Source organism: Mesorhizobium amorphae CCNWGS0123 (assembly GCF_001686985.1).
In the GTDB taxonomy this organism is placed as follows: Bacteria; Pseudomonadota; Alphaproteobacteria; order Rhizobiales; family Rhizobiaceae; genus Mesorhizobium; species Mesorhizobium amorphae.
Window position 1 is genome coordinate 3111782 of the sequence record NZ_CP015318.1, and the last position, 12099, is coordinate 3123880.

The 12099-nt window shown below is 63.7% G+C and carries 12 protein-coding genes and 1 pseudogene; 9 read left to right on the top strand and 4 right to left on the bottom strand.

The window, feature by feature from the left end; genetic code table 11:
• Nucleotides 1-79 precede the first annotated feature (79 nt).
• Both A6B35_RS14540 and A6B35_RS14545 read right to left on the bottom strand, forming a co-directional pair.
• Nucleotides 80-724, bottom strand: a complete 645-nt coding sequence (locus A6B35_RS14540; RefSeq protein WP_006201385.1) for an ANTAR domain-containing response regulator — start codon at nucleotides 722-724, stop codon at nucleotides 80-82.
• Nucleotides 724-1857 (bottom strand): transporter substrate-binding domain-containing protein, encoded by a 1134-nt coding sequence (locus A6B35_RS14545; protein WP_006201386.1) that lies wholly within the window; start codon nucleotides 1855-1857, stop codon nucleotides 724-726. Before A6B35_RS14545 ends, A6B35_RS14540 begins: the two co-directional genes overlap by 1 nt.
• A gap of 129 nt (nucleotides 1858-1986) precedes the next feature.
• Between A6B35_RS14545 and A6B35_RS36600 the strand changes: the two are divergent.
• Nucleotides 1987-2076, top strand: a pseudogene (locus A6B35_RS36600) (ABC transporter ATP-binding protein); the annotation flags it as partial.
• Nucleotides 2077-2133: 57 nt separating this feature from the next.
• On the opposite strand, the gene A6B35_RS14555 reads toward A6B35_RS36600, so the two are convergent.
• Nucleotides 2134-2877 carry an SDR family oxidoreductase gene (locus A6B35_RS14555; protein WP_040582503.1) on the bottom strand — a complete coding sequence of 248 codons (744 nt, stop codon included), beginning with the start codon at nucleotides 2875-2877 and terminating at the stop codon, nucleotides 2134-2136.
• A gap of 97 nt (nucleotides 2878-2974) precedes the next feature.
• On the opposite strand from A6B35_RS14555, the gene A6B35_RS14560 reads away from it, so the two are divergent.
• From A6B35_RS14560 to A6B35_RS14595, 8 genes are all read left to right on the top strand, one after another.
• Nucleotides 2975-3925 carry an AraC family transcriptional regulator gene (locus A6B35_RS14560; protein ID WP_006201389.1) on the top strand — a complete coding sequence of 317 codons (951 nt, stop codon included), beginning with the start codon at nucleotides 2975-2977 and terminating at the stop codon, nucleotides 3923-3925.
• 146 nt (nucleotides 3926-4071) lie between these two features.
• Complete coding sequence (locus tag A6B35_RS14565) at nucleotides 4072-4569, top strand: carboxymuconolactone decarboxylase family protein (protein WP_006201391.1); 498 nt, start codon at nucleotides 4072-4074, stop codon at nucleotides 4567-4569.
• 59 nt (nucleotides 4570-4628) lie between these two features.
• Complete coding sequence (locus A6B35_RS14570) at nucleotides 4629-5426, top strand: sigma-70 family RNA polymerase sigma factor (RefSeq protein ID WP_006201392.1); 798 nt, start codon at nucleotides 4629-4631, stop codon at nucleotides 5424-5426.
• 309 nt (nucleotides 5427-5735) lie between these two features.
• The gene (locus tag A6B35_RS14575; protein WP_006201393.1) at nucleotides 5736-6488 is read left to right on the top strand and encodes an ABC transporter ATP-binding protein; all 753 of its coding nucleotides are present in this window, start codon (nucleotides 5736-5738) and stop codon (nucleotides 6486-6488) included.
• On the top strand, nucleotides 6485-8023 hold the full coding sequence (locus A6B35_RS14580; RefSeq protein ID WP_006201394.1) for a hypothetical protein: 1539 nt from the start codon (nucleotides 6485-6487) through the stop codon (nucleotides 8021-8023). Before A6B35_RS14575 ends, A6B35_RS14580 begins: the two co-directional genes overlap by 4 nt.
• Before the next feature lie 91 nt (nucleotides 8024-8114).
• Nucleotides 8115-9005, top strand: coding sequence for a transglutaminase family protein (locus tag A6B35_RS14585; RefSeq protein WP_006201395.1), 891 nt, complete (start codon nucleotides 8115-8117; stop codon nucleotides 9003-9005).
• A gap of 196 nt (nucleotides 9006-9201) precedes the next feature.
• Nucleotides 9202-9759, top strand: coding sequence for an OsmC family protein (locus A6B35_RS14590; RefSeq protein WP_006201396.1), 558 nt, complete (start codon nucleotides 9202-9204; stop codon nucleotides 9757-9759).
• 92 nt (nucleotides 9760-9851) lie between these two features.
• The gene (locus A6B35_RS14595) at nucleotides 9852-11048 is read left to right on the top strand and encodes an NAD(P)-binding domain-containing protein (protein WP_006201397.1); all 1197 of its coding nucleotides are present in this window, start codon (nucleotides 9852-9854) and stop codon (nucleotides 11046-11048) included.
• A 37-nt stretch (nucleotides 11049-11085) separates the two neighbouring features.
• Here the strand turns inward: A6B35_RS14595 and A6B35_RS14600 are convergent, their stop codons facing one another.
• The gene (locus A6B35_RS14600; RefSeq protein WP_006201398.1) at nucleotides 11086-11976 is read right to left on the bottom strand and encodes an ankyrin repeat domain-containing protein; all 891 of its coding nucleotides are present in this window, start codon (nucleotides 11974-11976) and stop codon (nucleotides 11086-11088) included.
• Nucleotides 11977-12099: the final 123 nt, after the last annotated feature.

The following is a 12099-nucleotide window of genomic DNA, read 5'->3' on the forward strand; positions in this document are numbered from 1 at the left end:
GCGATCGGAAGTAGTTCGACTTAAACTAATAAAATCAGCTATTTGAGAGAAATCTTAGCCCTGATCGGCGGCCAACGCCTTATCGGCCGCTCGGCTGTTTCTGGCCGGCTTGCGCGGAAATCCCGAAGCCGAAAGTCCGCATCGCTTCCTGCGCGGCGAGGATGCCATCGGCCACAGAAACCAGCGCGACGCGCTTCGATGTCGCCTGGTCGCGGATGAGCTTGTAGGCGGTCTCTTCATCGACACCGTTCATCTCGACCAGAACCTTGACCGCCTTCTCGATCGTGCGGCGACCTTTCAGCGTATCCTCAAGCTTGCGCACCTTGTTGGCGAGCCGCCCTTCATAGCCGTAGCGGTAACGGGCCAGCGCGAATTGCGTCAGCACGCCGAGCTGCCTGAGCGGCTTGGTGATGACGCCGTGCGCATTGAGGTCGATGATCGCCTTGATCGAGGTCGGGCTTTCATAGGTGACGATGGCGACCACGGCAGCATTGGCGCCTTCGATCAGCGACACCATGGCATCGGTCGGCGCCTCGCCCACCTGCACGAACACCGTGTCGATGTCGCCGGGGATCGACGCCGGCGGCGGCCACGCCGCGCGGACTTCGCAGCCCAGGCGCCTGAGGTGATCGACCAGCGCGGCGCCATCCTCGTCCTTCGGATGGATAACGAGGATCTTCGCCTGCCGCAGATCGTTGAGAATGCGTTTGAGCGTTGCCGTCATTACAGCCACGGCTCCTCGAAACGAGAGGAGGCGAGATAGGGGTCGGGCCGGATCGGCGCCTGCGATTGCCAGGCGATGTCGAACTGGCCGGTGGCATTGGCGATGCCGATACGCGGTGTCGACCAGACATGGCGGTTTTCCTGGTCGAACATCATGCGTCCCTCCGGCGACGCATAGTCGACCTCGAGCGCGGCCTGTCCGAGCCGGAAGGTGTCGAGGGTTCCGGCCTTTTCCAGCGCGCGGGCGAACAGGTGGACCTGCGTATAGGCCGTCTGCGACCACATGGTTGCGGTCGTCCGGTCGCCGAACCGGCGGGCGAGCTCGCCGACGAAGCGCTGGTTCTCGCCGCTGTCGACCGTCGCCAGGTAGGGGGCGGCCAGCACATGGCCGGTGCAGTGCTCGGCGCCGATGACGCGGATCTCGCCTTCGGCCAAAGTCAGGCTGGCGATCGGCCGCCGTGTCCGGTCGATACCGGCCTCGGCATAGAGCCTGTAGAGAATTTGCGCGCAGCGCCCGATCACGGTCGAGAACACCGCGTCCGGAGCTGCCTTTTCGATGTCGTCCATCAGCCGGCGCATGCGGCGTTCGTCGGCGTCGAGCGGCACATATTGTTCCTCGACGATCTTGCCGCCCTTGCACTCCAGCAGATCGCGCATCACCCGGTTGGATTCATGCGGATAGATGTAATCGGACCCGGCCATGAACACGCGCGGTCCGTAGCGCTGTAGGATGAAGTCAGCCAGTGCGAAGGTGTTCTGGTTGAGCGTCGCGCCGGTGTAGAGGACGTTCTCCGAATATTCGAAGCCTTCGTAGATCGACGGGTACCAGAGCAATCCGTTGTAGCGCTCGACGATCGGCAGCACTGCCTTGCGGCTGCCCGACATCGAACAGCCGAAGATGACATTGACGTCGTCCTCGGTCAGCAGCTTGCGGGCCAGCGAACGAAACGCTTCGGGGTCGCTGCCCGGGTCGTAGGCGATCGGCTCGATCTGCCGTCCCAGCACGCCGCCGGCGGCGTTGATCTCCTCGATGGCCAGAGCGGTTCCGTAGAAATGCTCGCTTTCGGTGACCGAAGTGATGCCGCTGCGCGAAAAGAGGATACCGACGCGCCATGTCCCGGCTGTTCCTGTCACGGCAATCCTCCCTGCGCTTTTCCGCAAGGCCTATTGCACGCGAGGCGTCATGGCAATCGCGATGATCGGGCCTGACAATGTCTGGGCTGGGCTCGGGAGCGCGGTCATCTCCAGCAAGGGCGGCGCGGCGACGTCGACCTGCCGCGCCCCCGCGACCGCAGCGAGAGCCGGTTTGTGAGCTATCGCCAGGAGCTTTTGCGGGAGTTCGGGCTGCATTGACAGGGCGAAATCGACCCGGCCGGCAGAGGCCGGCTGGATTGATCGCGCCGGCGGTTCTCAGCCTGCGCGGGCCAAAGCCACGGCATCGGCTCCTGCCGGGTAGCGCAGCCGGGCGGAGGTGTCGTTGGCGGCATGCCAGACGGCCTCGGCAACGTCGGTCTCCTTCGTGACCATGGCAGGGTTGGCGAACCCGGCGAAGATCGGCTGCGCGAACGATGCATAGGCCTCGGGGATCATATCCTCGACGCGCAATTCGGTATTGTGCGCAAAACGGGTGCTCGGCGCATAGCCGGGTTCCACCAGCTTGACCCGCACGCCGAATGCCTGAAGCTCGTGTGCCAGCGATCCGGTGAATCCCTCGATGGCCATCTTGCTGGCCGTGTAAGCCGCGGCCAGGGGCATCGGGACCAGCGTCGCGCTCGAGGTCACGTTGACCACCACGCCTGATCCCCTGATGCGGAATTGCGGGATGATGGCCTGTGTCATCGCCATCACGCCGAATGTGTTGGTCTCGAACACCTTGCGGATGTGCGACATCGGCGTCGCTTCGAACGCGCCGGCGACACCGATGCCGGCATTGTTGACGAGCACGTCGACAGGCCCGCTCGCCTCGAGCGCGGCCGCGATGCTGCTGGCATCGGTGACGTCGAGCGGCAGCACGCGGATGCGATCGGAAGCGGGCAATATGCCCTCGCGCGGGGTTCGCATCGTGGCGACGACGGTCCACCCCTGCGCGTGGAAGTGACGTGCGGTCTCCAGGCCGTAGCCGGATGAGCTGCCGGTAATCAGTACGGTTTTCATGACGATATCCTCTTTCGTGTTGACGCAGAACAAATAACCGCCAATATCAGGACTATCATCGGTCAAGCGTCTCAATTTCATCTTCCTAAGTCCGGAAATGACCGATCCGCTCTCGCAAGTGATCCAGCTTCTGCGCCCACGCACGGTGTTCTCGAAGGGGATCAGCGGCGCCGGGCGCTGGGGCGTGCGCTACTCCGAATTCGGCCAGCCGGGCTTTTGCGCGGTGATCGAAGGCCGATGCCGGCTGGCCGTCGACGGGCAGGCGCCGATCAGTCTCGAAGAAGGCGATTTTGTCCTGCTGCCCGCGACGCCGGCCTTCACCATGTCCAGCTTCGACCATGTGACGCCGAGGCGTATCGATCCCAAGGTGACGCCTGCGCCCACGGATGAGGTCCGTCACGGCCGTCCCGACGGTCCCGCGGATGTGCGGCTGCTCGGCGGTTACTTCGTGTTCGACTCGCCGGATGCGGGACTGCTGGTATCGCTCTTGCCGGCACTGCTTCACCTGCGCGGCATTCCGCGGCTTTCGGTCCTGGTGCGGCTTGTTGGCGAGGAGGCGAGCGCCCAGAGCATGGGCCGCGATCTCGTGCTCGCGCGTCTGGTCGAGGTGCTGCTGATCGAAGCGCTGCGGGCAACCCAGGGAAAGGACGCGCCGCCGGGTTTCCTGCGCGGCCTCGCCGATGCGCGCTGTGCCGGGGCGTTGCGGCAGATGCACGCCGATCCCGAGCGGCCGTGGACGGTGGCTGACCTGGCGCGCGAGGCGGGCATGTCGCGCTCGGCCTTCTTCGACCGCTTCATCCGCTCCGTGGGGCTCCGGCCGATGGAATACCTGTTGGGCTGGCGAATGGCCGTTGCGAAGGACCTTCTGCGCAGCAACAGTGTCGCGCTCGATGAAGTTGCCAGGCGAGTGGGCTATGGCTCGGCCAGCACATTCAGCACCGCGTTCAATCGCCATGTGGGCCAGTCGCCGGGCCGATATGCGCGCGGGCGCCAGGAGGGAGCGGGCACTCGACTGCCCGTGACGCAACGCACAGCGCCCGCATTGTAGTCTATCGCAGTCGCTTTACCGGCGGTGGTGCTCGACGGTCTCGCCATGAGGGTCTCGCCATGAAGCGCAAAAATATCTTGGCCTCCATGTCACACTGGCGGATCCTGGCTCGTCATGGTCTCGGAACCAACAGAAGGAAGCCAATCATGACTGCCAGACTTGAACCCTTTACCGCCGCCCCCTCGCTGATGAAGGAGTGGCAGCGCGCATCGATCGCCATTGCCGCCAGCCTCGACCCCAGCCTGGCCGAGTTGGTGGAGATCCGCGCCTCCCAGATCAATGGCTGCGCCAACTGCATCAATATGCACACGACCTATGCCCGCGAGAAGGGCGAGACCGAGCAGCGCATTTATCTGCTGCCGGCCTGGCGCGAGGCGCCCTGCTACACCGACCGCGAGCGCGCAGCGCTGGGCTGGACCGAAGCCCTGACCCGGATGTGCGAAGGCCACACGCATGTCGCCGCCTACGAGGACCTGAAGGCCCACTTCACCGGGGAAGAACAGGTCCAGCTCACCTTGATGATCAACATCATCAATGGCTGGAACCGCATCGCGGTCGGCTTCGGCGGCTGGGCCGATCCGGCAGGCGTGAAGGCCGCTTCCAGGGCGCTCACCGCCCAGGCTGGCAAGGCGGTCGCGGCTTGACGACGAACCCGACGCCTGGGGACGCAGCGGCGGCGTTTGATCCGCTGCGTCCAAAACTCATGCGCGTCGCCTACCGCATGCTCGGCTCCGTCGCCGACGCCGAGGATATGGTGCAGGAGGCCTTCATCCGCTGGATGAGGGCCGACCGCGCCGCGGTGCGCGAGCCCGAGGCGTTCCTGCGCCGCACGCTGACGCGGCTGTGTCTCGACCAGCTCAAATCCGCCCGGCGCCGGCGCGAGGCCTATATCGGCCCCTGGCTTCCCGATCCCGTCGTCGAAGAGGACGAGGTGGAAGACGTCACCTTGCCGCTGATGCTGGCGCTGGAGCGCCTGTCGCCGCTCGAGCGGGCGGCCTTCCTGCTGCACGATGTGTTCGGCCTCGGTTTCGACGAGGTGGCTCAGACCATGGAGCGCGACCCCGCCGCCTGCCGCCAACTCGCCGCCCGCGCGCGCAGCCATGTCCGCGACGCCCGGCCGCGTTTCCAGATGGAGCGGCAGCGCAGCCTGGCGCTGGCCGAAGCCTTCTTCAACGCCTCGCGCAACGGCGACTTGCAGGCTTTTGGCGCCATGCTGGCGGCTGATGTGACCGCCCACGCCGATGGTGGCGGCAAGCGCCCGGCGGCGATCGAGGTGGTCGTCGGCTTCGACGCCGTCATGAAGCAATACGCCTTCATAGCAAGCCGCCTGCGCCACACCCCCTCGACGCTTGTCCGCGTTGGTTTCGTCAACGGACTGCCGGGCTTCGTCAGCCTGGAAGCCGACGGCGAACTGCAGACGACCGCGCTGGAGATCGAGGACGGCAAGATCGCGGCGATCTATGTGGTGAGGAATCCGGATAAGTTGCGGCATCTGCATTAGGGGCGCGGCCAGGCGGGGAGCGAGGCGGGATTGCTGGGGCGGATGCCGTCCGGCACTGGTTTGAAGGCGGAGCATGCCCGGCAGAAATTTCCTTGATGCGCTTCCCTCCAGACTGATTCTCAGCCAACACCGCGCGCTGCAGCGTGCTTATTCCGCTGCCCTGCCAGGGTAGCCGAGCCCGGATGATGGCGTGCACGGGGTCCGATTACCGTTAGTTAACCAATGGGACACGGCGTCTCACGCACGAGTGCGGCCTTCACCCCTGGGAAACCGTTGCCGGGCTACCAACTCCATCCATTGGAGACTGCCATGGCCGATGAGACGACCACTGCGAACGCGCTCGAAATTCGTGGGCTCTACAAAAGCTTCGACAAGCCTGCGGTGGCTGGCCTCGACCTGACCGTCAGGGCGGGCGAGTTTTACGGCCTTCTTGGCCCAAATGGCGCCGGAAAGACGACGACGCTGCGCATGGTCGCGGGGCTGCTGCTACCGGATGCGGGAACGATCACCATTGCAGGTCGCGACGCGCTCCGAAGCCCGGTCGAAGCCAAGCGCATCGTTGCCTGGATATCGGACGAACCGATGATCTACGACAAGCTCACGCCATTCGAATATCTCGAATTCGTCGCCGGTCTGTGGAGCGTCAAGGCAAGCACGGCACAGGAACGGGCAAGGCAGTTGTTCGATCTGCTGGACCTGACGCCGCATGCACACACGCATTGCAGCGGCTTTTCGAAGGGCATGCGACAGAAGGTGGCGTTGGCCGGAGCGTTGGTCCATGACCCGGAAATCATCATCCTTGACGAGCCGCTGACCGGCCTTGATGCCGGCTCGGCGCGTCAGGTCAAGCGGGTGTTGCGCGAACGCGTCGATGCCGGCGCAACGGTCATAATGACGACGCATATTCTGGAGGTGGCCGAGCGCATGGCTGAACGCATCGGAGTCATTGCCAAGGGTAGGCTGATCGCTGAGGGGACTTTCGAGCAACTGCGGCGGCAGGCCGGCCATGGCGCCGGAACCCTCGAAGATACCTTCCTGGCTCTGGTAGCCGAAGCGGCATGAGCGCCCATCCCGCAACGATCGGTTGGCTAGCGGCACATGAATTGCGCCTCTCCTGGCGCGACTGGTTTTATCTCTTCACTGCGGGCAAGAAGGGGCGTTCGCGCAGGATAGGCATATTCTTGATAGTCGGCGTGCTACTCGCGCATGCCTTCGCGCTGTTTGTGATTCAACGTTTCACCGCCGCCGATTTTCCCGTTTCGCGCGCCAACTATCTGCTGCTGACCAGCGGTGTGCTGCTCTATTTCTTCCTGATGACCTCGCAGGCGATGGAGGCGGCGACCCGTGTGCTGTATGCCCGCGCCGATCTGGAATTGCTGCATTCATCCCCGGTGGCGCTGCGGCGGGTCTTTGTCGTGCGCCTGACGATGATCGCGATTTCGATCGGCGCCATGGCGATGCTGATCGCATCGCCCTTCATCAACGTCTTAGCTTGGCGCGAGGGAGCTCAATGGCTGGCCGCCTATGGCGTGGTGTTCTCGACGGGGTGCGTTGCAGCTGCCCTGGCCATCACGCTAACCGCGTTTTTGTTCAACGTCGTAGGCCCGCGGCGCACGCGCTTTGCCGCCCAGTTTGTGGCCGCAGTCGTCGGCGCGCTGTTCGTCATCTTTCTGCAGGTCATCGCTATCTTCACGACCGACACGCTCTCGCATTTGGCGGTCCTGCGGGACGAGTGGGTAATCGCGCTTTCACCGCCCGAGGACAGCTTGGTGTGGTGGCCGGCGCGAGCCGCGCTTGGCGACGGCGTGAGGCTGGCCTGGGTGCTTGGCTGTGCGGTGGCGTTGGCCGCCGCCGCCATTGCAATTTTCTCATGGCGCTTCGTGCGCTACACGGCGCTCGCCGCCAACATTGGCGAGAGCGGTTCGATCCGCCAAGGCAAGGCAGCGTCGTTTCGTCTGACGTCGCCGGGACACGCCTTGCGCCGCAAGGAATGGACATTGTTGCTGCGCGATCCCTGGCTCATGTCGCAAAGCCTGATGCAACTGCTCTACATGCTGCCACCCGCGATATTGCTTTGGAAGAATTATGGCCATGGCACGGACGCGCTGGTTCTGATCATCCCCGTGCTGGTGATGGCATCCGGGCAGTTGGCCGGCGGCCTGGCCTGGCTTGCCATTTCCGGTGAAGATGCACCCGACCTGGTGGCGACCGCGCCGGTGACCCCGACAAGCATCATACGCGCAAAGGTCGAGGCGGTTTTGCGCGCAATCATAGTCGTCGTCGCCCCATTCGTCCTGGCTTTCGCGATGGTTTCGACTCGACACGCGTTGGTTCTGGCAGCCGGCTCGGCACTGGCCGCGATCTCGGCGACGATGATCCAGCTTTGGTTCCGCGCGCAGGCGCGGCGTGCCCAATTTCATCGTCGCCAGACCTCCTCGCGGATCGCTACATTCGCCGAAGGGTTTTCGTCGGTCGGCTGGGCAGGCACAGCCGCCCTCTACGCTGGTGGCGTTACAGCGGCCAGCGTCGTTGCCGGGATCCTGACCGTGCTGACGCTGGTGGTAACTTATTTCGCCGCGCCAAAGGCGACGGGATAGGCGACTCCACACGCTCTCAAACATGCCCCATCGGACGCACGTCGAAAACATTATATGATCGCGCGCAAATGAAATCCGCCAACACACGCCGATGCCGATCTTTTCTGTCAAGCACACGACCGTCTATCGCTATCGCCAGCCCGTGAGCTTTGGCGAGCACCGGTTGATGTTCAGGCCGCGCGACAGTTTCGATCAGCGGCTTCTCGACCACGCTCTGTCCGTGGACCCCGAGCCGCAGGAGGTGCGCTGGATCCATGATGTTTTTGGCAATTGCGTTGCGGTGATCGATTTCAAGGGTTCGGCCAATGAACTCCTTTTCGCGACGGACATTCGGCTCGATCACACGCCGCAGCATGCGCCCGATTTCCGCATCGATGAGGCGGCGCTGAACTATCCGTTCTCCTACGATCCCGACGAGGCGGCCGACCTCGCGCAAACAATGGAGCGCCATCATCTCGACGACGGCGACGAGGTCGGCAAATGGGCGCGACAGTTCGTCAGTGCCGCGGGACACACCGAGACCGGCAAACTGCTGATGACGCTCTGCTACGCCATCCACGAGAGCTTCGTGTATTCCCGTCGCATCGAAACCGGAACGCAGCCGCCGCTCATGACCTTGCATCTGCGCAAGGGCACATGCCGGGACTTCGCGCTTTTCATGATGGAAGCGGTCCGCTCGCTCGGCTTTGCCGCCCGCTTCGTGACCGGTTACGTCTATGTGCCGAGCCGCGACAGTGATGCTATCCGCGGCGGAGGCTCAACGCATGCCTGGTGCCAGGTCTATTTGCCCGGAGCCGGTTGGATCGAGTTCGATCCAACCAATGGCATCGTCGGCAACCGGGATTTGATCAGGGTGGCCGTGGCTCGCCATCCCCGGCAGGCCATCCCGCTTTCGGGAAGCTACTCCGGCAGCGCCTCGAGTTTTGTCGGGATGACCGTTGAGGTGAAAGTGGCGAAGGAAATCGACGGCAACAAAAATTAGCTGCGTCCGATGCATTCCGGACCTGTTCAGGCAGCCCGGTTTAGCTCGAAAGGGCACCCGAGGGACGCCCATGCCTCTGCCGAATCAACTTGAAGAAATGCTTCGCGACCCATACCATGCCGGGTCATGGTGAAATCTGATGAGGTCAGTGGAATCGGTCGGGTTTTTGAGCCAGTGCAAGGTAGGGAGGATAATTATGGCTTCCGAAGTACAGGCAAACAATGGCGTTAACGTAGAGGCGCTGCTCGCAGCAAAAGAAGCGCTTACCAACGCCCCGGAGGCCGCGCAGTTCAAGTGGCGCGCGGCTTGCGAATGGAAGGATGGCACCCACAGCCACTCGACGGTCGAGAGTTTCTACGGTCTCGGGCAGGACCAGCATCGCAAGACCACCTTCGCATTCGATGCCGACCATCCGGAGGTCTTCGCTTCCCTGGACCAGGGCGCCACGCCTGTCGAATACGTGCTGGTCGGGCTGGCGAGCTGCCTGACCGCCGGCATCGCCGCGGTTGCCCAGAACCGGAACATCCAATTGAAGTCGGTGAAAGCGACCATCGAAGGCGACATGGATCTCGCGGGCATTCTCGGCATCGACAGCGACGTCCGCAACGGCTTCAGCGGCATCACGGTGAAGTACAACATCGACGCCGACGCCAAGCAGGAAGACATCGAGGCTCTCGTCGCCCAGTCGCAGAAGCGGTCGGCGGTCTATGACATTGTTACCAATCCGACGAACGTCACGGTCGTGGTGAATTGAAAGGCGCTTCGAACCGTAGACCGTCCCGATGAGAGGGCGCGATTAGTTCCGTCACCACAGTGATCGTCGGCGCAGGGCACGCGGGGCTCGCGATGAGCCGCTGCCTCGCGGAGCGCTCTATCGACCATGTGCTGCTGGAGCGCGGCGAGATCGCCCATACCTGGCGCACCGAGCGATGGGATTCGCTGCGCCTGCTCACCCCGAACTGGCAGAGCCGGCTGCCGGGCTTCCGCTATGACGGCGACGACCCCGACGGCTACCGGACGATGCCTGAGGTGATCGACTTCCTCGGCAACTATGCCAAGGCGATCTCGGCTCCGGTCAGAACCCACACGACCGTTACCTCGGTTCGCAGCGACGGGGCGGGATATCTCGTGCGCACCGACCGCGGCGAGTGGCGGTGCCGGACCGTGGTGCTGGCGTCGGGCGCGTGCAATGTCGCGCGTCTGCCCGATTTCGCCGTCCGCGTGCCGCCGTCGGTCGCCATGCTGACGGCGCAGTCCTACCGCAATCCGGGTCAGGTCGCCGACGGTGGCGTGCTGGTGGCGGGCGCGTCGGCCAGCGGCACCCAGATCGCACAGGAGCTGCAGCGTTCGGGGCGTCAGGTGATCCTGTCGGTGGGCGAGCACATCCGGGCGCCGCGCGTCTATCGCGGCAAGGACCTAGAATGGTGGATGGACGCCGCCGGCGTGCTCGACGAGCGCTACGACCAGGTAGACGACATCAGGCGGGCGCGACGGGTTCCTTCGCTGCAGCTAGCCGGCACGCCCGACCGCACCACGCTCGACCTCAATGCGCTGGTCGACCTCGGCGTCAGGCTCGTCGGCCGTCTCGCCGGCATCACCGCAGACGGCAAGGCCCAGTTTGCCGGGTCGTTGCGCAACATGTGCGCGCTTTCCGATCTCAAGATGGCCCGGCTGCTCGACCTGATCGACGAATGGGCGCGCGCCAACGGCCTTGACGCTACGGTCGGGCCGCCGGATCGCCTGCCGCCGACCCGTGTCGAGGACGACCCGCCGCTCGGCCTCGACCTCGCTGGAGGCGCGATCAGGACGATCATCTGGGCCACCGGCTACCGGCCGGACTATTCCTGGCTGGAACTGCCGGTTCTCGACCGCAAAGGCCACGTCCGTCACGATGGCGGTGTTGCGGACCATCCGGGCTTGTACCTGATGGGGATGCAGTTTCTGCGCCGCCGCAAGTCCGCGCTGATCGACGGCGCTGGCGACGACGCGCGTGATCTCAGCGACCATATGGCGTCGTATCTCATGCAGGATTCAATCCGCTAGCCGACGCAGGCCCGCAGCAGCACAAGATACCATCGATTCAGGGCAGCGGGATCGGCTTGTCGCTGAGTGTGCGCAAGTAGGCGATCAGGTTGGCCCGTTCGGTGTCGTCCGGGACACCAGGCGTCTCCATCTTGACGCCCGGCGTGGTGAGCATGGGCCCGAAGAGATATCTGTTCAGATCCTCGTACGTCCATACACCCTCCCAGCCCAGCAACGTGTCGGAGTAACGCATATTTGCCACTGAAGCCTTGTCGCGGCCGACGACGCTCCACAAGTTCGGTCCTATCTTGTTGCCTCCCTTTGGTTCGGCGTTGTGGCAACTGGTACACCGGCCGGTGAAGTAGGTTCGGCCTTTCTCGACATCGGCAGCAGCCAACTTCATCGAGATGGGAGCTGGTGTTGGCAAGACGACGCCGTGCGACAAGAGATAGTCGGCAACTTCGCGTTGCCCCCTGCTTTTTGCCAGATGGAGCGGTGTCTTGCCGTCCATTGTCTTCGCATTCACGTCCGCGCCGGCCTCGACCAGTGCCTTCACGCAGTCGAGACAATCGAGACTGACGGCGACATGAAGGGCGAATTCGCCGCCACGGTTGGAATTTGGATCTGCTTCCCGCTCCAGCAACAGCTTTAACAGATCGATCTTGCCTGGCCCTACAGCCGCCATCAGCGGGGGACCCCCGGTCGTCTGGGCATTGACGTCCGCACCACGTTCTATGAGCAGTTTTGCCGCTTCGACGTGGCCCATCCAGACCGCAAAATAGAGCGGCGTGGCGGTTCCATCATTCTCATCTATGTCGGCGCCTGCATCGAGCGCCGCCGTGATCGCCGCGACATCGCCGTTCATGGCGGCGTCGTGAATGTCGGCGGCATGCGATACAATCGGGATGTGTGCAAGCAGTAGTGGAATGAAAAGCAAGGACATGCGCATTTGGCATCTCCCAAGGCAAACCGCGGTACGCGTCACCCTTTCAAGACGGCAAAGTCTACCTCAAAATCCCCGATCGAGACAACGCCCGCAGCCATGAGAAACACGCCACCATCTTCCTCGCCT

Excerpts from the sequence above, each read along its gene's own strand:
- A6B35_RS14540 (WP_006201385.1), bottom strand. The coding sequence starts at position 724 with ATGACGGCAACGCTCAAACGCATTCTCAACGATCTGCGGCAGGCGAAG.
- A6B35_RS14555 (WP_040582503.1), bottom strand. The coding sequence starts at position 2,877 with ATGAAAACCGTACTGATTACCGGCAGCTCATCCGGCTACGGCCTGGAG.
- A6B35_RS14560 (WP_006201389.1), top strand. The coding sequence starts at position 2,975 with ATGACCGATCCGCTCTCGCAAGTGATCCAGCTTCTGCGCCCACGCACG.
- A6B35_RS14565 (WP_006201391.1), top strand. The coding sequence starts at position 4,072 with ATGACTGCCAGACTTGAACCCTTTACCGCCGCCCCCTCGCTGATGAAG.
- A6B35_RS14570 (WP_006201392.1), top strand. The coding sequence starts at position 4,629 with ATGCGCGTCGCCTACCGCATGCTCGGCTCCGTCGCCGACGCCGAGGAT.
- A6B35_RS14575 (WP_006201393.1), top strand. The coding sequence starts at position 5,736 with ATGGCCGATGAGACGACCACTGCGAACGCGCTCGAAATTCGTGGGCTC.
- A6B35_RS14580 (WP_006201394.1), top strand. The coding sequence starts at position 6,485 with ATGAGCGCCCATCCCGCAACGATCGGTTGGCTAGCGGCACATGAATTG.
- A6B35_RS14585 (WP_006201395.1), top strand. The coding sequence starts at position 8,115 with ATGCCGATCTTTTCTGTCAAGCACACGACCGTCTATCGCTATCGCCAG.
- A6B35_RS14590 (WP_006201396.1), top strand. The coding sequence starts at position 9,202 with ATGGCTTCCGAAGTACAGGCAAACAATGGCGTTAACGTAGAGGCGCTG.
- A6B35_RS14595 (WP_006201397.1), top strand. The coding sequence starts at position 9,852 with ATGAGCCGCTGCCTCGCGGAGCGCTCTATCGACCATGTGCTGCTGGAG.
- A6B35_RS14600 (WP_006201398.1), bottom strand. The coding sequence starts at position 11,976 with ATGCGCATGTCCTTGCTTTTCATTCCACTACTGCTTGCACACATCCCG.